The organism is Sunxiuqinia sp. A32, assembly GCF_052690465.1.
Genome location: NZ_JBQYLI010000003.1, coordinates 133,626 through 151,339 on the forward strand (window position 1 = coordinate 133,626; position 17,714 = coordinate 151,339).

The window sequence follows — 17,714 nt, forward strand, 5'->3', positions numbered from 1 at the left end:
GCCTTAACTAAAGATTATCAATTTCATTCGCCTTTCAGAATGATTATATTTGTGCAAAAGCATAAAAATGAAAAAAAGCATATCACTACTACTAGTTGCAATCCTGTTCATCGGCTTTTCGTGCGGCCAAACAGAAAAATCAACCAATGGAGCCGACGTAAAAATAGAAACAGAATTTGGGGACATTTTGATCAAACTTTATGACGAAACTCCCAAGCATCGCGATAATTTCATCAAACTGGTCAAAGACGGGTTTTATGATGACTTACTTTTCCACCGGGTTATTCAAGGTTTCATGATTCAGGGAGGTGATCCCGATTCAAAAGATGCTGAATTTGGGCAACGATTAGGCAGTGGTGATCCAGAATATACAATTCCTGCTGAGTTTAACTCAACTCTATTCCATAAAAAAGGGGCATTGGCTGCGGCCCGTGAACCTGATCAGGTAAACCCGGAAAAACGTTCTTCCGGCTCACAATTTTACCTGGTTCAAGGTCGCACATTTTCCAATGATGAAATTGATGATATGATCTACAAGATGGAAAGTCAGCGAGCACAGGCAATCATGCGCAAGCATTTTACAAGTTTCCAGGAAGAGCTGAATCAATTACGAACCGATGGAAAGCAGGAAGAACTATCCATCCGAATTGCTGAGATCAGGGAAGATGCTGATGCTGAAGTAGCACAACTTGACCCAATTACGATTAGCAAGCAACAACGTGAAGCATATTCTACCATTGGGGGCTACCCATCATTAGATGGCAACTATACTGTTTTTGGTGAAATTGTGGAAGGTCTTGATGTGCTCGATAAGATTGCAGCGGTTGAAACTGATAATTTTGACCGCCCGGTAGCAGATGTTAAAATGAAAGTGAAAGTATTGGATTAATGCATAGATTTTTATTATCAATTATATTATCAGTTTGTATTTTCTCGGCAGCAGCCCAAAACCGAATTGTGGAAGTAAAAACCAATCTTGGATCCATGAAATTTCGGTTGTACAATGACACTCCCAAACACAGGGATGCTTTTATCAAACTTGCCAACCAGGGATATTACGATGAAACTCTTTTTTACCGGGTGATTCAAAATTTCTTAATTCAGGGAGGTTCAAAATCATCGCGAAATGCTCCTCCTGGGAAAAGAATTGGATATGGAGATCCTGAGCACACTGTTGATGATGAAATAATTTCCCACTACCACCACAAAAAGGGGGCTTTGTGTGCTCCGCGCCAACCCGATGAAGTGAATCCTTTTAAACAATCAGATATATCACAATTCTATATTGTGAAAGGTAAAGTTTTTACTAATGGAGAGCTGGATACAATGGAAATGGCAGTGAACCGACCTATCCGTAAAGAAATTACCAGTCAGGTCTATACTTCGGATATTCGGGAAAAACTGAAGCAACTAAAAGAAGAGAAAAAGGTAAAAGAGTTTCGCGAAATTGCCGGCAAAGTTAAAAAGGATATTGAAAGCCGTTTTAACCTCCACCCTGGAGTTCTTAAATTCAGTGAGGAGCAAAGAAAGTCGTACACAACTGTTGGTGGTTATCCGGATCTGGATGGGAAATACACGATTTTTGGCGAATGTATCTCTGGCTTTGATGTGATTGACAAAATTGCTGCGTTAAAAACAGATAGTAATAGTCGACCCTTTACAGATGTTAAAATCACAGTAAACGTCATTCAATAATGATAAAAAAAGCATACATATTCCTAACAATTTTGCTCGCAATTGGTGTTTCATGCTCATCGCCCTCGAAAAAAGAAGCACCCCAAACACAAGAAAAATCATCCGAATCCAATCAAAATGAGCAAGGTGGTTCCTATGCTGATTTTATTCCCTCCATTGTTAAAATTGAAAGTTATAATAACGGTAGATTTTTAGAAAGTGAAACTGCCTTTTTCATTGAAAAAGACGTGGTTGTTTGTCGCCTTTCAATGCTGGATGATGCAACTGATGCCCGAATTACACCTTTCAATGAAAACAAAAAATATCCAGTCGCTGGATTTTTATCGGTAGATCGGATCAATGATTTAGTTCTTCTTAAAGTTGAAGGCATTGAAAGAACACCCATTCAACTTTATCATGGAATTGCTCCTGAATCGTCAAAAACCATTTATCTAACCAAACCTCAAAACAACACACTCCCTCTTCATCAGGGAAAAATTCTTAACTACTCCACTATTGGTGGGACTAAACGGTATAAAGTCACCAACCAATTTCGATCAAAAAGTTATGGAACTCCCGTGTTTGTATCCACTCAAAAATCCATTGGCTTGGCTTATTCTGAAGTAATCGACTATGAAAATCAACATTTTGTGATCCCATCAAATTTTGTAGTTGATTTGCTACGTAAAAAAGCTGAAAGTCCCAAAACACTTGATAACCTTCAGACCAAAACAAGCAAAGCCATTTCTGAAGCAAATAGCAAAATAAAAGGATTGCTCATTCAAACAGATATGGGCAATATTAAAATTCGTCTATTCAATGAAACGCCTGAATACCGTGACAATTTTATCCAATTGATTCGTGAAAATTATTACGATAGTCTGCTCATACATCGCGTGATTAAAGGATTTTGCATACAAAGTGGAGCCGCAGACACCCGTTACGCCGGCCCAAATGATATCGTTGGATGGAAAGGTCCCGGATATAGTCTACCGGCACATATTGTTCCTAAATTTTACCACAAACGGGGAATGATTGGTTCACCCCGCAAGCCAGATCGTGGAAATAGCAAAAAACGATCAGACGGATCACAGTTCTACATTGTAACCGGACGTAAATATTCTGATGCTGAATTGAATGACATCGAAAAAGAAACTGGCTATCGATTCAGTTCACAACAGCGGCAGATTTATAAAACGATTGGTGGCGCTCCCCACATTGATGGCACATATACTATTTTTGGAGAAGTGACTGATGGAATGGACATTGCCGACCAAATTGCAGCAATAAATGTAGACAGTGATTTTCGTCCTTTAAAAGACATTCGCATTACCGAAATTACCATTATTGAATAAAAGCTTTTGAAGTTTACGTTTTTCACGTGAATGATTATCTTTGTGCTTCCATTTAACAGCCTATAAAGATGTTAGAAAAAATAGAACAGCTTAAACGTGAGATTGAAGCCCTAAGTGTTTCAGCAAAAGAGGAAGTAGAGGATTTGCGGATCAAATACATCAGCAAAAAAGGATTGGTTAGCCAGCTTTTTGCTGACTTTAAAAATGTACCTGCAGAGCAGAAGAAAGCTGTTGGACAAGCTATAAACGACTTAAAAACTTTCGCACTTGATACCATCAATGGATTAAAAGAGAGTTTTGAAAATGCAGATCAAGGAGCTACCGGACAGGATTTGACCATGCCCGGAGAACCTATGAAATTAGGTACCCGTCATCCGCTTTCAATCGTGCGAAACGAAATCAATGAGATATTTGCCCGCTTGGGATTCAGTGTTGCTGAAGGACCGGAAATTGAGGATGACTGGCATGTATTTTCTGCCTTAAATTTTCCACCGGAACACCCTGCACGCGACATGCAAGATACGTTCTTCATTCAAAAAGATCCTGATGTATTGTTGCGCACGCACACGTCAAGCGTTCAGGCTCGGGTGATGGAAAAAACCCAACCACCGATTCGCGCTATTTTCCCGGGACGTGTATTTAGAAATGAAGCGATTTCAGCAAGGGCACACTGTATTTTCCATCAGGTTGAAGGCTTGTATGTAGATGAAAATGTTTCATTTGCTGATTTAAAACAAACCTTGCTTTATTTCTCAAGAGAATTATTTGGCGAAAAAACCGAAATCCGGTTACGACCATCATATTTCCCATTCACCGAGCCATCTGCCGAAATGGATGTTAGCTGTTCCATTTGTGGTGGAAAAGGTTGTAATGTATGCAAGTACACCGGATGGCTGGAGATCTTAGGATGCGGAATGGTCGATCCAAACGTATTGGAAGCTTGTAACATCGACTCAAAAAAATATACCGGATTTGCTTTTGGAATGGGCATTGAACGGATTACCATGTTGAAATACGGAATCAAAGATATTCGACACTTTTTTGAAAACGATGTGCGCTTTTTGCGACAATTTGACTCAGCTTATTAATAACAATAAGGCTGATTTGAGAGGGGAACATGTATACAACTTTATTTATCTTTTTATCTGCTGGATTTATCTACAGCGTATTTGCAGCTTATAAATCTGCCTATCGAGGTGCGACCCATCATTGGGGGGTAAAACTTGCCAGTAATATAAATCTGCCCGATTCAAAACGTAAAAATAAACACATCTCACAAGCTTTTAATGCCATCGATGTACATGGTTTGCGAGATGCACTTACAACCCGTGGAGAAAGAGTGAAACAATACACTTCTGTAATTCTGAATTTTGTATTTTTTATTGTCGGATTATTACTTTTCAACTTCCCAGTTGCAATTGTCATGTTGCTGGGAATTTTAATTGTAAAGACCTTGATCCGCCATTTACTCCCCGAACCAGAATCTGAAATATATCGGAGCAGAATTATCCGTAAGCTTGAAAATGAAGCTGATTATTATAAATCCATTGGAATGAAAGCAAAAAAAGAATGCGCCCTGTTTTTTGCCAGCCAGATGAAAGCAATTGATTAGTACTCTACTATCCGCAAAGCCGATAAACGGCTAAGCGGTTAAGCGGTTAACTGCCTTCAAACCAACAATTCAAATAACTCTTCTACTTCTTTTGCAAAATACGTAGGATTTAGTCTCTGAATTTCTTCTGATTTTCCAAAGCCATAGCCAACACCAATCGTACTAATTTCATTGGCCTGCCCGCCAATAATATCATAAATGGTATCGCCGATCATCACCACTTTTTCAGAAGGATTTATCTGGTTTCGATCCATTAGTTTGGTGATTAACTCTGCTTTGGTGTGCTTGCCACCATTACCTGCACCTTGCACATCATCCAAATAGCGATCCAATTCAAAATGCCTGATAACTGTGCTTACAAATTGATCCCTCTTTGAAGTAGCCAGATAAATTTGTTTCCCTTGTGTTTGAAGTTCCTCCAATAAATCGAGAATGCCAGGGAACAATTCACCTTCATACAATCCACGGGTACTGTAATATTCCCGAAACAACCGAACTCCCAACTCAACCTGTTTTTCCCTAAATCCCAGCACATTTTTCAAGCCATCCTGAATAGGAGGCCCAATCAATTGATCAACAAAATCTGTACTATCCAGATGATTGATTCCCATTTGCTGAAGCATGTAATTGGTCGAATTTAACAAGCCCAATTTTGAATTAATTATTGTTCCGTCCAGATCGAAAATAAGGTGAGTAAAAGTTGGCATAACCGAATTGTTTTATGACAAAGAAAGCAGAAAAAAATGAAACAGATATTAAGCAGATCCTAATTCTGCAAAGCCAAAAACAGTCTCCTTCAAATCGCCAAAAACGAATTGCTATCTTTGGCGATCATATTTTGAGGAACGACAGTATTTTATGATTGACAAACATTTTCAGGAGATTATCCGAAAAGCATGCGAGGCAAAAGATGTTTTTGAAATCGAGACGATTCAAGAACTTTGGAGTGGATATGGTAGCATTGTCAGATATGGGCTTGAAGGGTCAACACACCAAACAGTGGTAGTAAAACATGTTCGATATCCGAAAGGTAGTTCTCACCCACGTGGGTGGAATACCGATTTATCTCATGAGAGAAAGCTTAAATCATACCAAGTGGAAACGGCCTGGTATAAACAATGGAGCCACCTTTGTGATGAAAATTGTCGAATTCCAAAATGCCTGGCAATAGAAACCAAAGGAGATGAAGTCCTCATGGTTATGGAAGATATGGACGAAGCTGGTTTTCCGGCCAGAAAATCTTCGGTTAACTGGATAAATATGGAAACCTGCATTCGCTGGTTAGCAAATTTCCATGCTACTTTCTTACACGAAAAACCCTCCAACCTATGGGACGTTGGAACTTACTGGCATTTGGAAACCCGTCCGGATGAATGGAAAATACTAACGGATACAGCATTGAAACATGCGGCAAAAGAAATTGACCAAATCCTACAGAATTCTCCCTATCAGACGTTCGTTCATGGTGATGCAAAACTGGCAAACTTCTGTTTTTCACCAGATGGGAAAAATGTGGCAGCTGTTGATTTTCAATACGTAGGAGGAGGCTGTGGCATGAAAGATTTGGCCTATTTTGTTGGAAGTTGTTTATATGAAGAAGACTGCGAACAACTTGAAAATCAAATATTGGATACCTATTTTAATCAATTTCGAATTGCTGCAAAACAAAAGAATTTACAGGTAAATGTTGATACTCTTGAAAAAGATTGGCGTAATTTGTATCCGGTAGCATGGACAGACTTTCATCGTTTTTTGAAAGGATGGAGTCCCGGACACTGGAAAATTAACAGCTACAGCGAACGTTTAGCTAGAGAGGTTGTTAAACAGTTGAACAGTTAAAAGATACCCATGAAATTAACGGATCAGGATCTAACTATCATTTGCAATCATGCAATTCAGGCTGCTGAAAAGGCAGGCCAATTCATTGCCGAGTACTCAAAACACGATGTTGAAGTAAAAAACAAAGTCGGTGACGACACGCTGGCCTCCCAGGTGGTAACGGAAGTTGATGTAAAAAGTCAGGGCATTATTCTGGAAGAGTTGAATGCTGTCAGCAGAAAATACGATCTGGCTGTGCTAACAGAAGAAACACCTGATGATCACAGCCGTTTTCAGAAAGATTATTTCTGGTGCATTGATCCACTCGATGGAACCTTAGCCTTTATTCAATCTAAACCCGGATTCTCCGTTTCAATTGGCTTAGTATCGCAATCCGGAGAACCTCAAATTGGAGTGATTTATGATCCGGCTGAAAAAACACTTTACCATGCCATTAAAGGCCAGGGAATTTTCAAAAATAAAAAAAGTTGGAATCCGCAACCAGCGCAAGATAAATCAAATATACTCACCTTTGTTAATGACGAAGGATTTCTTCAAAATGAATTGTACCAGCCTATTATCCATGAATTAGAGCTTATTGCTGAAGATATGGGATTTGATAAACTAGCACAAGTAATTGATGGCGGTGCTGCCATTGATGCCTGCTGGATGTTGGAAAATCAACCTGCCTGCTATTTCAAGTTTCCTAAGAAACAAGATGGAGGCGGAAGCTTATGGGATTTTGCAGCAAGTGCCTGCATCGTAAAAGAGGCCGGATCCTGGACTGGTAATTTCTATGGAAATCAATTGGATCTCAACCGGAAAGATTCCACCTTTATGAATCTTGAAGGGGTTCTTTACACCAGCAACAAGGAATTAGCCCTTCGTATCCAAAAAATATATCATAAACTTCATTAATGATTAAAGAATCCTGCATAGAGAATTTCAGCGATGCATTGAATGCACAAAAGTCAGGTGCCGACCGAATTGAACTTTGCGAAAACCTGGCGGTCGGTGGAACAACCCCATCTTACGGCACCATAAAAACATGTACCGAAAAATTAAATATCCCCGTATTTGTAATGATCCGTCCACGTGGTGGCAACTTTGTGTACACACCAGAAGAATTGGAGATCATGAAAATGGATATTGATTGCTGTAAACAACTGGGAATTCAGGGAGTAGTTTTTGGCTTGTTGACAGAAAACGATGAAATTGATCTGGAAAACACCCAAATGCTTATCGAATATGCACGTCCCATGCAGGTCACCTTTCACAAAGCTTTTGATGAATTAAGTGATCTGACAAAAGGTTTGGATCAACTAATCGGAATGGGTGTAGATCGAATCCTCACCTCTGGAACCAAAGCGACTGCTCAAGAAGGAAGCGAAATTTTAAATCAGCTGATTTCATATTCAAAAGGCAGAACAATCATTGTAGCCGCCGGGAAGGTGACAAAAAGTAACTTACCAACACTGAGTAAAGCAATCAACACCAATGAATTTCATGGAAAACAGATTGTATAAATCAATTGAAATTCAACCCGATTTTTTGCGTTCGAAACAAAAGAAAGATTTTCAATAGTTTTTATTTCTATGAATTGTCTTTAACTTGTTCGAATAAATTCTGTCCACTTTAGCCATGACTTCAACTGAGAACCCCCAATTAGACCTCGCATTAGAATTCGTTAGAAGTACCAACCAAAACCTTTTTTTAACCGGAAAGGCCGGAACTGGTAAAACAACTTTCCTGCGAAATTTAAAACACGAATCTCCTAAACGAATGGTCGTTGTTGCTCCAACTGGCGTGGCTGCTATCAATGCCGGAGGTGTGACCATCCATTCATTTTTTCAAATGTCATTCGGACCGCAGATTCCTCAAGCCAATCCTGATTTCTCAGGTCAAAATTCAGCAACACCCATCAAGCGGTTTAGTAAAGAAAAAATCAATATAATCCGAAGTCTGGATTTACTCGTAATCGATGAGATTAGTATGGTACGTGCCGATTTACTGGATGGTATTGATGAAACACTCCGCCGCTTCCGGGATCGATACAAGCCTTTTGGCGGTGTTCAACTACTAATGATTGGGGATTTGCAGCAATTAGCTCCGGTAGTTAAAGAAGATGAGTGGAACATGCTGAAAAGCTATTACGATTCCTGTTATTTCTTCAGTAGCCGGGCACTAAAAAAGGCTTCATTTATTAGCATTGAGTTAAAACAAATCTATCGTCAACGAGACGAAAAGTTCATTAAACTATTAAACCAAATACGAGAGAATAAGGCTGATGAAGTGACTCTAACTGAATTGAATAAACGCTATCAACCGAACTTCTCCCCTGAAAAAAATGATGAATACATTACGCTGACCACGCATAATTATCAGGCTCAACAAATCAACCAATCGAAATTGCAAGAGATTGCTGCATCCTCCAGCTTCTTTGAAGCGAATGTGTACGATGAATTCCCCGAATATATGTACCCAACTGATTTTGAGCTAACGCTTAAAATTGGAGCACAGGTGATGTTTGTCAAAAACGATAGCTCGCCGGAGAAACGCTACTACAATGGGAAAATTGGTAAAGTCATTGGTATTGACGAAGACTACATTGAAGTTGAATGCAGGGAAGACCATGAATCAATTGTCGTTCAGCGCGAAAAATGGCAAAATGCCAAATATGGAATTAACCAAAAAACTCAGGAGATTGAAGAAAAGATAATTGGAGAGTTCGAGCAATTTCCGCTGAAACTGGCCTGGGCAATCACTATCCACAAAAGCCAGGGATTAACCTTTGAAAAAGCCATTATTAATGCGCAACAATCATTTGCGCACGGACAGGTTTACGTGGCTCTTAGCCGATGTAAATCACTGGAAGGATTGGTATTGAGCACACCCATTGCCGATCATAGCATAAAAAATGACCACACTGTTCTTTCTTTTACCAATCAGGTTGAAGAAAACGAACCGGGTGAAAAAGAATTACTGGAATCAAAGAAAAAATTTCAGCAACAGCTACTCACCGATTTGTTTGATTTCAAACCAATCCTTTGGCAAATTCAGTATATCCTTAAACTTTGCAATGAGCACGGTGCCTTACTATTGGGCAATCTTCAAACTGAATTACAATCCATCATTCCCCTCCTGAATTCAGAATTGCTAGCTGTTTCTGCCAAATTTGAAAAACAAATCGAACAACTATTGATGTTGACAGTAAATGCTGAGCAAAACGAGCAGCTTCAGGAGCGAGTGAAAAAAGCTAGTGACTATTTTTTGGAGAAACTTGAACAGGTATTGATTCAACCACTCAATTCAATCGGCTTTGAAACGGATAATAAGGCAGTTCGCAAGAGCTTTCAGGGAGGCTTTGAAAAGCTTCACCAACAACTAAATAGTAAGAAAAAGGAACTGGAAAGCTGTCAATCCGGATTCAATATGAACACCTTTTTGGAAGTGAAAGCAAAAGCAGCCATGGATACAACGGGCAAAGCAGCGGTAAATGGCGCCAGCAAAACGCATATTTCCAAACATCCTGAATTCTTTAAAACAATGCTTAGCTGGAGAATCCAAAAGGCGGAATCCAAAGGCGTTTCAATATCGAAAATTGTTCCTCAAAAGACTTTGGTTGAGATTGCAGAAAAGCTTCCTTCAACCATTAACGAATTGAAATTGATAAAGGGCATGGGAGGCAAAAAGATGCAACAATTTGGGAAAGATATTTTGCAAATGACCATTGCCTATCGTCGCGAAAAAGGGATGGAACTGCCTGTAAATGCGGATAAAGAACCAGCCAAAGCACTGCTCGATTCGAAACACATCAGCTATGCCCTTTTTAAAACGGGCATGTCCATCACCGATATTGTTCGCGAACGCCAACTGGCAGTCACAACGATTGAGAGTCATTTGGCCCATTTTGTGAGTCAGGGAGAATTATCGCTTGATGGCTTGGTGGGAGAAAAAGCACAACAAGCTATTTTTGAAGCCTATGAAAAAAGCAATAATAAATCCATTGGAGCAGTAAAAGCAGCCGTTGGCGACCAATGCAGCTTTTCAGAAATTCGGTATGTTTTAAGCTATATAGCCGCAAAAAATAAAACAGAGGAATAACTTTCACCAGTATCACCCAATAATCACATTTAACTGCGAAGGAAGAATTTCAATATCAAACTGATGATTTCCCAATGTTTCTCCATCCACCTCTCCGGGAATGCTTTTTTCAGAAGTTATAGAAACGTGCTTCGCTTGAAAAGAGGAAACTCTTCGGTCTTTTATATAGCTTCCATTGAATAGGCCGGGAAGGTTTCTCACAATCCCCCAAAAGCCAATTTTATGGATGATAGTTACTTCGAAGATTCCATTATTCGGAACTGCGTTGGGAGCCTGCATCATCCCCCCTCCATTGTATTTGCCAATGCCAATACTTGCAGAAAAAACGAAATCCTCCACTTCCTGACCATCAACTGCAATCCTCACTTTTCGGGTTTGATATTGCAAATAGCTAGCTCCCAGGCTCTGTAAATAAACCAGCAAACCAGAACGACCTTTATTCTTTAACCGATTGGCTTTCTCCGCAACCATCGCATCGAAACCAAAGCCGGCCATGTTTGCAAAAATTCGCGTCTTCTTATTCCCGCTTTCCTCGTAAGTGATTCTGCCAACATCTTGTTGAATGGTCTTCCCTTTTAGCAGTTTTTTTATGGCGCTTTTATAATTGTTTGGTATTTGAAAAGTTTTGATCCAATCATTTCCGGTTCCAACAGGAATCATTCCAACGACTATTTCATCGGGAGAACATTCATCCTGCTGAAATACGCCATTCACAACTTCATTCAGCGTTCCATCGCCACCGGCAACAATTAACTTTCGATAACCGGTTTTAATAGCCGCAACGGTCAATGGAATTGCATGAGTGGGATACGATGAAACTAACAAATCGAAATGGATATCCTTTTTGCGGAGTAGATGAATGATTTTGTCCTTATCTTTTTTCCCCCTTCCAACACCTGCATGAGGATTTAGGATTAACATCCATTTGTCACTAAAAATATTGCTCATTATAACAATTCATTCAACTATCCTGCAAGATAATGAATATCGCCCTTGAAAAATCGACGAATAACCTGCTTTATAAAAGCCTTTGGAATAAAGTATAAACGTAATCTCTTGGATTCCCTCCCGGAGTGGTATATATAAAATCAAAATCACGAAGCAATTGAAATTCACTTCCCAGTTGTTCTCGCAACATCTCTGTACTATAATTCTTCACCGGAAGACCACTGCATTTTTTGGCACCCGTGAGCGAAAATGCTGCAATAATTACGAATCCGCCTGGTTTAACCAGTTTTCTCAGTAAGTTGAAATACGATTGTTGATCATTTGCCTGAGTGAAAAAATGCAGAACAGCCCGATCATACCATAAATCAATCGGTTTTATATTGTGTAAAATTGTGGACTGCGTCAGATCGTCAACGATCCATTCTACATTTGATCGCTTCTCTCCCAGCCGCTCTTTTAGCTGCTCAATCGCTGTAGAACTGATATCAGTAGCTAAAATTTGCTGGAAACCTTCCTCTAACAAATAATCGATAAAACTGCTCGTTCCTGCACCAACGCTCAATATTCTGGCGCTCCGGGGTAAAGAGCAAGCTTGAATCAATTCAATAGTTGGTTGTGGAGATTCTTCAAACCAACCGAGCTGCTCAGTTGGAGTTTTCCGATAAACTTCTTCCCAATGATCTTTCAACGAATCCATAAACCTAGATATATGGATACAAATATAATGGAAGATTTCAGAAACGCACACCTCGGAAGAAAATCCATTCCAAGTAACTAATCAGTCTTCAAAACTGAGTACAAATAATCCATATCCACACACGCACGCACATGATCTGCCAGCTTGTTGTATTGCTCTTCTTTAAACGCATTGTAATCGAAATCAGCTACGTCTGCCGACAATTGATTGGCCTCTAGAATCTCTTCAATCACTACTTTATTATCGAGAATTCCATGCAGGTAGGTTCCCCACAACTTGGGAGAAATGAGGCATCCATCTTCTGTACCGTCTTCCAATTTACAAAGTGCCTTTCCACTCATCAGCCTGGTTTGTCCCATATGAATCTCGTATCCGGAACAGCTTTCCTTCTGATTCTGAAAATTGAAATTGGTTTGTTCGGTTCGCTTATCTTTGCTCAAGGTTGTAACAACGGGCAATAAGCCTAGTCCGGGCATGGTTTCAACATCACCTTCCACATGGTCGGGATCACGGATTTCTTCACCCATAATCTGGTAGCCACCACAAATCCCATACACACCTTTTCCGGCTGCAGAAGCTTCTAAAATGGCCTTTGCCAAACCGAGTTCGCGCAAGTGCATCAAATCCGAAATCGTATTTTTTGAGCCTGGAATTAGAACAATATCTGCCTTAGCAATTTCAGCTGGATTAGCTGAATAATATAGATTCACATCGGGCATCCGCTCCAGCATGTTGAAATCGGTAAAGTTGCTCATGTGCCTCAACAATACCACAGCCACATTGATTTTGCCATCCTTTACGCTTCCTCGTTTGTAGTCGATGACCACACTATCTTCTTGCTCAACATGAATATCGGTGAAATAAGGAACCACACCAATTACAGGAATACCCGTTAATTCTTCCAGCATTTTACGACCTTCATCAAACAAACTGATATCACCACGAAACTTGTTGATGAGAATACCCCTAATCAATTTTCGCTCCGCTTCAGGTAATAATTTGATCGTTCCATACACGCTGCCAAACACGCCTCCCCGATCAATATCAGCAATTAAAATGGTTGGCGAGCCTGTTTCCAGCGCCACCCGCATGTTGGTAATATCCTTGTCCCAAAGGTTCACTTCCGAAATACTTCCAGCTCCTTCCATCACAATGGGATTGTATGTTGAATCCAGCGAGCGCCATGCTTTCATAGCCTCGGCAAACAAAAAGTCGCGGTCGGTTTTCATGAAGTATTCCCGGGCAGACTGGTCTCCCATTGGTTTGCCGTTTAAAACAATCTGCGCACTTTTATGGCTTGTTGGTTTTAGCAAGATTGGATTCATCGCACTCAGACAGGGAATGCCACACGCTTCAGCCTGCACTGCTTGCGCCCTCCCAAGCTCCAATCCTTCGACACTCGCAAACGAATTCAACGACATGTTTTGAGCCTTGAATGGCGCCGGAGAATAACCATCTTGTAAGAAGATTCGGCAAAAAGCAGCGTTAATCACTGACTTTCCAACATCAGAGCCAGTTCCAACAAATAGTATCGGTTTGAGTTTTTCAGTTTGTTTCATCATTTCAAATTTCAAAAGAACAGTTCGAAGTCGCAAACCAGAAATTATAAGTTTTCAAACACTCTACATTACCTGGTTTCGCGAAGATGCATGCAGAATCGTCCTATCATTTAATCCTTTTGTACCATTTCCTAAAATATCAATAAGTAGATTTTATTCTTTTAACCTATTTCTTAAAAACTACGTTCGTATATTTAATAAAGTAGGTCTATTTCATTAAATATACAGATCTACTTTTTATCTTTTTGTGCACTTTCATAAAATCTCAAGACAGACATTTTATGAAAATGTTGAATTTTATAAAAAATCGTCTTAACTTGATTGAAAAACAAGCTAAAATCAACCAGATGACCCCCGTTCACTACCCTCCAATTACCCCGGAAACGGTATACGCAGGTCTTGCTGAGATCACTGCGCAAAAAGGCAATCGACTGTCGGTTGTCACTCTTGAAAACACGCCAAGCAACAACAGTTACATGGACTTGTTTGCCAATCTGGTACGCCAGCATGGCAAGCACCCGGCACCCTACTACGCGAAGATATTGGGAGCCAGTCCGCGAGCGTTTGACGGAGCTATCCGTTGCATGTCGGGCATTAGTGCGCACGATTGGATTAATGAATATTTGCGCCTGGTTGCATGTGATTTGCTCGAACATACAAAGCTTACTTTTAAGGAAATTGGACATATTCTCGGCTTTTCGTCCAGCAGTTTCTCGCAGTTCTTCCAGGCTTACCAGCACATGCAACCTTATCAATATCGCAGCATCAAACAAAATAATTGGAACAGGGGCTATCATTTTGACTAGTTTATGTTTCCTGCAACTGATTGGGTAATTCAAATTCATAAATACCGCCGAATTCTGTTTTGGATGTTGAAAAAACTTCATCAATGGAAGTATTTTCCAAAATCGATTTCATGATAAGAATTACGCCACCATGCGTTACCAGTGCAACGTCAGAAACTGAAGTCGACTTCAGTTCTTCCAAAAAAGAAGCTACCCGATCCCTGAACTCACGATAAGATTCCCCACCATCGCAAGAAACTTCCAGGTAATTGTCCATCCAGAACTTGCCATTTTCAGCTTCATATATTTCATCCCAGCTCTTCATTTCCCAGTTCCCAAAGTTCAGCTCTTTTAACCGATCATCATACACAATCTGGTTCTCCTGAAAAAGATCGACTGCGAGTTGTTTACACCTCGTCAGCGGACTAGCGTACACTTTTTGAAAATTCGCATCCCCAAGCCTTTCCCTGACCGCTTCCTTTTCAAAAGGATAGGATTTTGCAAGTGGAACATCCGTTTGTCCGTAACAGACATCTTTCCTCACAGCCAGGCTTGTATGTCGAATGCACGTAAGTTTCATGAGATTGATAGTAGACAGAGATAAAACAACACTTCGATGATTTGCTGTAATGCTCCTAAACAATCACCGGTATAACCGCCAATTTTTCGTTCGATGTATTTCTTAAACAGAAAAGTGACTAATAAAGAAAGTGGTACAAGCAGTGCCAGAAATTGCCATGGGAAAAAAACAGTCGGTACCAATCCAAATAACACTGCAAAAATCAAGTCGGACGATTTGCCTTTTTTGCCAATCGGTTTGACCTTGCTTAACTCATCTTCGCGGGAATACCAACTGGTGAAAATGATCATAACGGGCATCAGCCGGCTATATGCATGACCTGCTATTAATGCGAAGGGAATTACTATTGACGGAAATGCCTGCAATGCCAGAAACTTGGTTCCCAACATACCGACTAACCCAACGGTTCCGTAGGTTCCGATACGGCTGTCTTTCATGATGGTGAAGATTTTCTCGCGGGTATAGCCGCCTCCAAAACCATCGCAAAAATCTGCAAAGCCGTCTTCGTGAAAAGCTCCTGTTGTGAAAATAGTGGCAAGCATACTCAGAAATACGGCCACTTCAACTGGCAGTAAAAAATTCAACCCATAAAAAACAGCAGCACCAATACCGCCAACAATCCACCCAATCAACGGGAAATACCGTGTTGATCGGTTCAGCCGTTCATTGGAAAAGCCAAGTGAGCGAGGTACCGGGATGCGCGTATAAAACATCACCGCTGTTAAAAATAAGTTGAGTTGCTCTTTCATATTTTTGAAGATTCAAGATCAAAGAACCAAGATTCAAGACCTCCTGTAAATTTGCTGTAACTTTAAACTTCTACGCTTTCTTCCTCTTTGTTGGAAACACCAGCATCTTCAAAGCTAGCCATTTCGTTGAGAAATGTCGCAGCAGCCTGTATAACCGGATAGGCAACAGCAGCACCAGACCCTTCCCCCAGACGCATTCCCAGGTTCAACACTGGTTTTGCTTGTAAATGGTCCAACATCATTTGATGCCCTTTTTCTTCAGAAGTATGGCAGAAAATACAGTTTTCGCGCACCGACTCATCAAATTGAATAGCTGTAAGCGTTGCCGCAGTTGCAATAAATCCATCAATCAGGATAACCATTCCTTGTTTTCTGGCTTCCAAAATGGCACCAACCATCATTGCAATTTCCAAGCCACCAAAAGTCGCCAATGTTTCCTCGGCCGTTTGCGGGTTGTACTTTTCAGAAACTGCCTTTAAAATACTTGTTTTATGATCCAACTTTTCACCAACTGCTCCGGCACCTTTTCCGGTACATTCTTCAATCGGTAAATTCATAAATCGATGCATCAGCAAGGAAGAGGGCGAAGTATTTCCAATTCCCATCTCTCCAAAACCAATGGTATTACAGCCTGCTTCAGCTTCTTTCTGAACAAATTCTGCACCGCGCTGCATGGCTAATTTACATTCTTCCACCGTCATTGCTGGTTCAAACATCATGTTTCTCGAACCACGGGCAATTTTCGCATCAATGATTGGACTATCTGCCGGAAAATCAAAATCCACACCGGCATCAATCACTTTTAAATCAATTCTGTTTTGTTTGCAAAAAACGCTGATTGCAGCACCCCCCGCACAAAAATTCATCGCCATTTGCCAGGTCACATCCTTTGGATACGGGCTCACTCCCTCATCGGCAATGCCGTGATCGGCAGCAAAAACCAGTAAAGTCGGCTTTTCCAATTTTGGTGACAGCGTATTTTGGATCATTCCCAGTTGCAGCGCAATTTCTTCAAGTTGTCCAAGTGCCCCGGTTGGTTTTGTTTTAAAGTCTATTTTGTGTTGTAGTTGTTCTATTAATGAATTAGTCATTGGTTGTCATTTATGGTCATTAAATTGTCATTTGGTTGTTCTCTTTAACGCGAAACTCGAAACTCGTAACCCGTATCCCGTCAACCTTTTATTTTCACCTCAATTCCGGCAACCATCAGGTAAACAGTATCAGCTTGTTTCGCGATAAATTGGTTCATCCAGCCTTGCAGATCAGCAAACTTCCGTGCACTTTCATTTTCAGGATGAACACCCATTCCAAGTTCATTGCTCACTACAATCAGGTTCATGTCCTGCTTTATAAATTTAGTCCATTCGGCCTTAGCTGCTTCCAGGGCTTCATCGATTTGATAGTTACAATCGTAAAAGAAATTAGTCAGCCAAAGGGTAATACAATCGAGCAAAACAGTTTGTCCTGCAAAATCGTGCTTTGAAAGCTCCTTTTCTTCTTCCAAAGTTGTCCAGCGCTCATCACGGTCGGCCTGGTGTCGCTTGATCCGGTTGGCAAAATCCTCATCCCAAATGCGGGCAGTTGCAAGGTAAACCGGGTTTTCCGATTGCTGCTCAGCCAACCGCTGTGCAAAGCTACTTTTCCCTGAACGGGCTCCTCCGGTGATGAACGTGATGGTTGCCATATCGTTTTAAAAATTCAAAGGTTCAAAATACAAAATTGTCAAGTATTAACTTCTGCAGTTTTTCCGAATTTCTAGCATTGATTAATTATCGGTTATTCATCAAAATGAAACAAGAGGTCAACCGAATTGTCGGCTGCCTCTTGAAAAAC

Annotated in this window: 18 protein-coding genes; 10 read left to right on the plus strand and 8 right to left on the minus strand. The window is 40.5% G+C overall.

What is annotated here, in order from left to right; genetic code table 11:
* Positions 1–67: 67 nt before the first annotated feature.
* From ACUNWD_RS03925 to ACUNWD_RS03945, 5 genes are all read left to right on the plus strand, one after another.
* On the plus strand, positions 68–889 hold the full coding sequence (locus ACUNWD_RS03925) for a peptidylprolyl isomerase (protein ID WP_445586467.1): 822 nt from the start codon (positions 68–70) through the stop codon (positions 887–889).
* On the plus strand, positions 889–1,695 hold the full coding sequence (locus ACUNWD_RS03930) for a peptidylprolyl isomerase (protein ID WP_445586468.1): 807 nt from the start codon (positions 889–891) through the stop codon (positions 1,693–1,695). Before ACUNWD_RS03925 ends, ACUNWD_RS03930 begins: the two co-directional genes overlap by 1 nt.
* Positions 1,695–3,029 (plus strand): peptidylprolyl isomerase, encoded by a 1,335-nt coding sequence (locus ACUNWD_RS03935; protein WP_445586469.1) that lies wholly within the window; start codon positions 1,695–1,697, stop codon positions 3,027–3,029. Before ACUNWD_RS03930 ends, ACUNWD_RS03935 begins: the two co-directional genes overlap by 1 nt.
* A gap of 68 nt (positions 3,030–3,097) precedes the next feature.
* Positions 3,098–4,117 carry a phenylalanine--tRNA ligase subunit alpha gene (pheS, locus tag ACUNWD_RS03940; RefSeq protein ID WP_445586470.1) on the plus strand — a complete coding sequence of 340 codons (1,020 nt, stop codon included), beginning with the start codon at positions 3,098–3,100 and terminating at the stop codon, positions 4,115–4,117.
* A gap of 29 nt (positions 4,118–4,146) precedes the next feature.
* The gene (locus ACUNWD_RS03945) at positions 4,147–4,641 is read left to right on the plus strand and encodes a hypothetical protein (RefSeq protein WP_445586471.1); all 495 of its coding nucleotides are present in this window, start codon (positions 4,147–4,149) and stop codon (positions 4,639–4,641) included.
* A 56-nt stretch (positions 4,642–4,697) separates the two neighbouring features.
* Here ACUNWD_RS03945 and ACUNWD_RS03950 read toward each other — a convergent pair whose 3' ends face one another.
* Positions 4,698–5,348, minus strand: a complete 651-nt coding sequence (locus ACUNWD_RS03950; RefSeq protein ID WP_445586472.1) for an HAD hydrolase-like protein — start codon at positions 5,346–5,348, stop codon at positions 4,698–4,700.
* A 151-nt stretch (positions 5,349–5,499) separates the two neighbouring features.
* Here ACUNWD_RS03950 and ACUNWD_RS03955 point away from each other — a divergent pair, with 151 nt between their 5' ends.
* The 4 genes from ACUNWD_RS03955 to ACUNWD_RS03970 all read left to right on the plus strand — a co-directional run bounded on the left by ACUNWD_RS03955 (position 5,500) and on the right by ACUNWD_RS03970 (position 10,563).
* Positions 5,500–6,480, plus strand: coding sequence for an oxidoreductase family protein (locus tag ACUNWD_RS03955; RefSeq protein WP_445586473.1), 981 nt, complete (start codon positions 5,500–5,502; stop codon positions 6,478–6,480).
* 9 nt (positions 6,481–6,489) lie between these two features.
* A complete protein-coding gene (locus ACUNWD_RS03960; protein ID WP_445586474.1) occupies positions 6,490–7,377 on the plus strand; it encodes a 3'(2'),5'-bisphosphate nucleotidase CysQ family protein in 888 nt (295 codons plus the stop codon).
* Positions 7,377–7,985 carry a copper homeostasis protein CutC gene (locus ACUNWD_RS03965; protein ID WP_445586475.1) on the plus strand — a complete coding sequence of 203 codons (609 nt, stop codon included), beginning with the start codon at positions 7,377–7,379 and terminating at the stop codon, positions 7,983–7,985. Before ACUNWD_RS03960 ends, ACUNWD_RS03965 begins: the two co-directional genes overlap by 1 nt.
* 115 nt (positions 7,986–8,100) lie before the next feature.
* Complete coding sequence (locus tag ACUNWD_RS03970; RefSeq protein WP_445586476.1) at positions 8,101–10,563, plus strand: helix-turn-helix domain-containing protein; 2,463 nt, start codon at positions 8,101–8,103, stop codon at positions 10,561–10,563.
* Between the two features lie 12 nt (positions 10,564–10,575).
* Here the strand turns inward: ACUNWD_RS03970 and ACUNWD_RS03975 are convergent, their stop codons facing one another.
* The 3 genes from ACUNWD_RS03975 to ACUNWD_RS03985 all read right to left on the minus strand — a co-directional run bounded on the left by ACUNWD_RS03975 (position 10,576) and on the right by ACUNWD_RS03985 (position 13,767).
* A complete protein-coding gene (locus tag ACUNWD_RS03975) occupies positions 10,576–11,511 on the minus strand; it encodes a diacylglycerol/lipid kinase family protein (RefSeq protein WP_445586477.1) in 936 nt (311 codons plus the stop codon).
* 70 nt (positions 11,512–11,581) lie between these two features.
* Entirely contained in the window at positions 11,582–12,208 is a 627-nt protein-coding gene (locus ACUNWD_RS03980; RefSeq protein ID WP_445586478.1) for a class I SAM-dependent methyltransferase, read from the minus strand.
* A 77-nt stretch (positions 12,209–12,285) separates the two neighbouring features.
* A complete protein-coding gene (locus ACUNWD_RS03985; RefSeq protein ID WP_445586479.1) occupies positions 12,286–13,767 on the minus strand; it encodes a cobyric acid synthase in 1,482 nt (493 codons plus the stop codon).
* A 245-nt stretch (positions 13,768–14,012) separates the two neighbouring features.
* Between ACUNWD_RS03985 and ACUNWD_RS03990 the strand changes: the two genes are divergently transcribed.
* Entirely contained in the window at positions 14,013–14,573 is a 561-nt protein-coding gene (locus tag ACUNWD_RS03990; RefSeq protein WP_445586480.1) for a helix-turn-helix domain-containing protein, read from the plus strand.
* Between the two features lies 1 nt (position 14,574).
* Here ACUNWD_RS03990 and cobC read toward each other — a convergent pair whose 3' ends face one another.
* The 4 genes from cobC to cobU form a co-directional block, all read right to left on the minus strand.
* A complete protein-coding gene (gene cobC / locus ACUNWD_RS03995) occupies positions 14,575–15,132 on the minus strand; it encodes an alpha-ribazole phosphatase family protein (protein WP_445586481.1) in 558 nt (185 codons plus the stop codon).
* Positions 15,129–15,881, minus strand: a complete 753-nt coding sequence (locus tag ACUNWD_RS04000) for an adenosylcobinamide-GDP ribazoletransferase (protein WP_445586482.1) — start codon at positions 15,879–15,881, stop codon at positions 15,129–15,131. Before ACUNWD_RS04000 ends, cobC begins: the two co-directional genes overlap by 4 nt.
* A gap of 62 nt (positions 15,882–15,943) precedes the next feature.
* Complete coding sequence (gene cobT / locus ACUNWD_RS04005; protein WP_445586483.1) at positions 15,944–16,972, minus strand: nicotinate-nucleotide--dimethylbenzimidazole phosphoribosyltransferase; 1,029 nt, start codon at positions 16,970–16,972, stop codon at positions 15,944–15,946.
* 80 nt (positions 16,973–17,052) lie between these two features.
* Positions 17,053–17,565 (minus strand): bifunctional adenosylcobinamide kinase/adenosylcobinamide-phosphate guanylyltransferase, encoded by a 513-nt coding sequence (cobU, locus tag ACUNWD_RS04010; RefSeq protein ID WP_445586484.1) that lies wholly within the window; start codon positions 17,563–17,565, stop codon positions 17,053–17,055.
* Between the last annotated feature and the right edge of the window lie 149 nt (positions 17,566–17,714).

Bases quoted from the DNA above. Each gene is read 5' to 3' on its own strand.
- ACUNWD_RS03925 (WP_445586467.1), top strand. From the start codon at position 68: ATGAAAAAAAGCATATCACTACTACTAGTTGCAATCCTGTTCATCGGC.
- ACUNWD_RS03930 (WP_445586468.1), top strand. From the start codon at position 889: ATGCATAGATTTTTATTATCAATTATATTATCAGTTTGTATTTTCTCG.
- ACUNWD_RS03935 (WP_445586469.1), top strand. From the start codon at position 1,695: ATGATAAAAAAAGCATACATATTCCTAACAATTTTGCTCGCAATTGGT.
- pheS (WP_445586470.1), top strand. From the start codon at position 3,098: ATGTTAGAAAAAATAGAACAGCTTAAACGTGAGATTGAAGCCCTAAGT.
- ACUNWD_RS03945 (WP_445586471.1), top strand. From the start codon at position 4,147: ATGTATACAACTTTATTTATCTTTTTATCTGCTGGATTTATCTACAGC.
- ACUNWD_RS03950 (WP_445586472.1), bottom strand. From the start codon at position 5,348: ATGCCAACTTTTACTCACCTTATTTTCGATCTGGACGGAACAATAATT.
- ACUNWD_RS03955 (WP_445586473.1), top strand. From the start codon at position 5,500: ATGATTGACAAACATTTTCAGGAGATTATCCGAAAAGCATGCGAGGCA.
- ACUNWD_RS03960 (WP_445586474.1), top strand. From the start codon at position 6,490: ATGAAATTAACGGATCAGGATCTAACTATCATTTGCAATCATGCAATT.
- ACUNWD_RS03965 (WP_445586475.1), top strand. From the start codon at position 7,377: ATGATTAAAGAATCCTGCATAGAGAATTTCAGCGATGCATTGAATGCA.
- ACUNWD_RS03970 (WP_445586476.1), top strand. From the start codon at position 8,101: ATGACTTCAACTGAGAACCCCCAATTAGACCTCGCATTAGAATTCGTT.
- ACUNWD_RS03975 (WP_445586477.1), bottom strand. From the start codon at position 11,511: ATGAGCAATATTTTTAGTGACAAATGGATGTTAATCCTAAATCCTCAT.
- ACUNWD_RS03980 (WP_445586478.1), bottom strand. From the start codon at position 12,208: ATGGATTCGTTGAAAGATCATTGGGAAGAAGTTTATCGGAAAACTCCA.
- ACUNWD_RS03985 (WP_445586479.1), bottom strand. From the start codon at position 13,767: ATGAAACAAACTGAAAAACTCAAACCGATACTATTTGTTGGAACTGGC.
- cobC (WP_445586481.1), bottom strand. From the start codon at position 15,132: ATGAAACTTACGTGCATTCGACATACAAGCCTGGCTGTGAGGAAAGAT.
- ACUNWD_RS04000 (WP_445586482.1), bottom strand. From the start codon at position 15,881: ATGAAAGAGCAACTCAACTTATTTTTAACAGCGGTGATGTTTTATACG.
- cobT (WP_445586483.1), bottom strand. From the start codon at position 16,972: ATGACTAATTCATTAATAGAACAACTACAACACAAAATAGACTTTAAA.
- cobU (WP_445586484.1), bottom strand. From the start codon at position 17,565: ATGGCAACCATCACGTTCATCACCGGAGGAGCCCGTTCAGGGAAAAGT.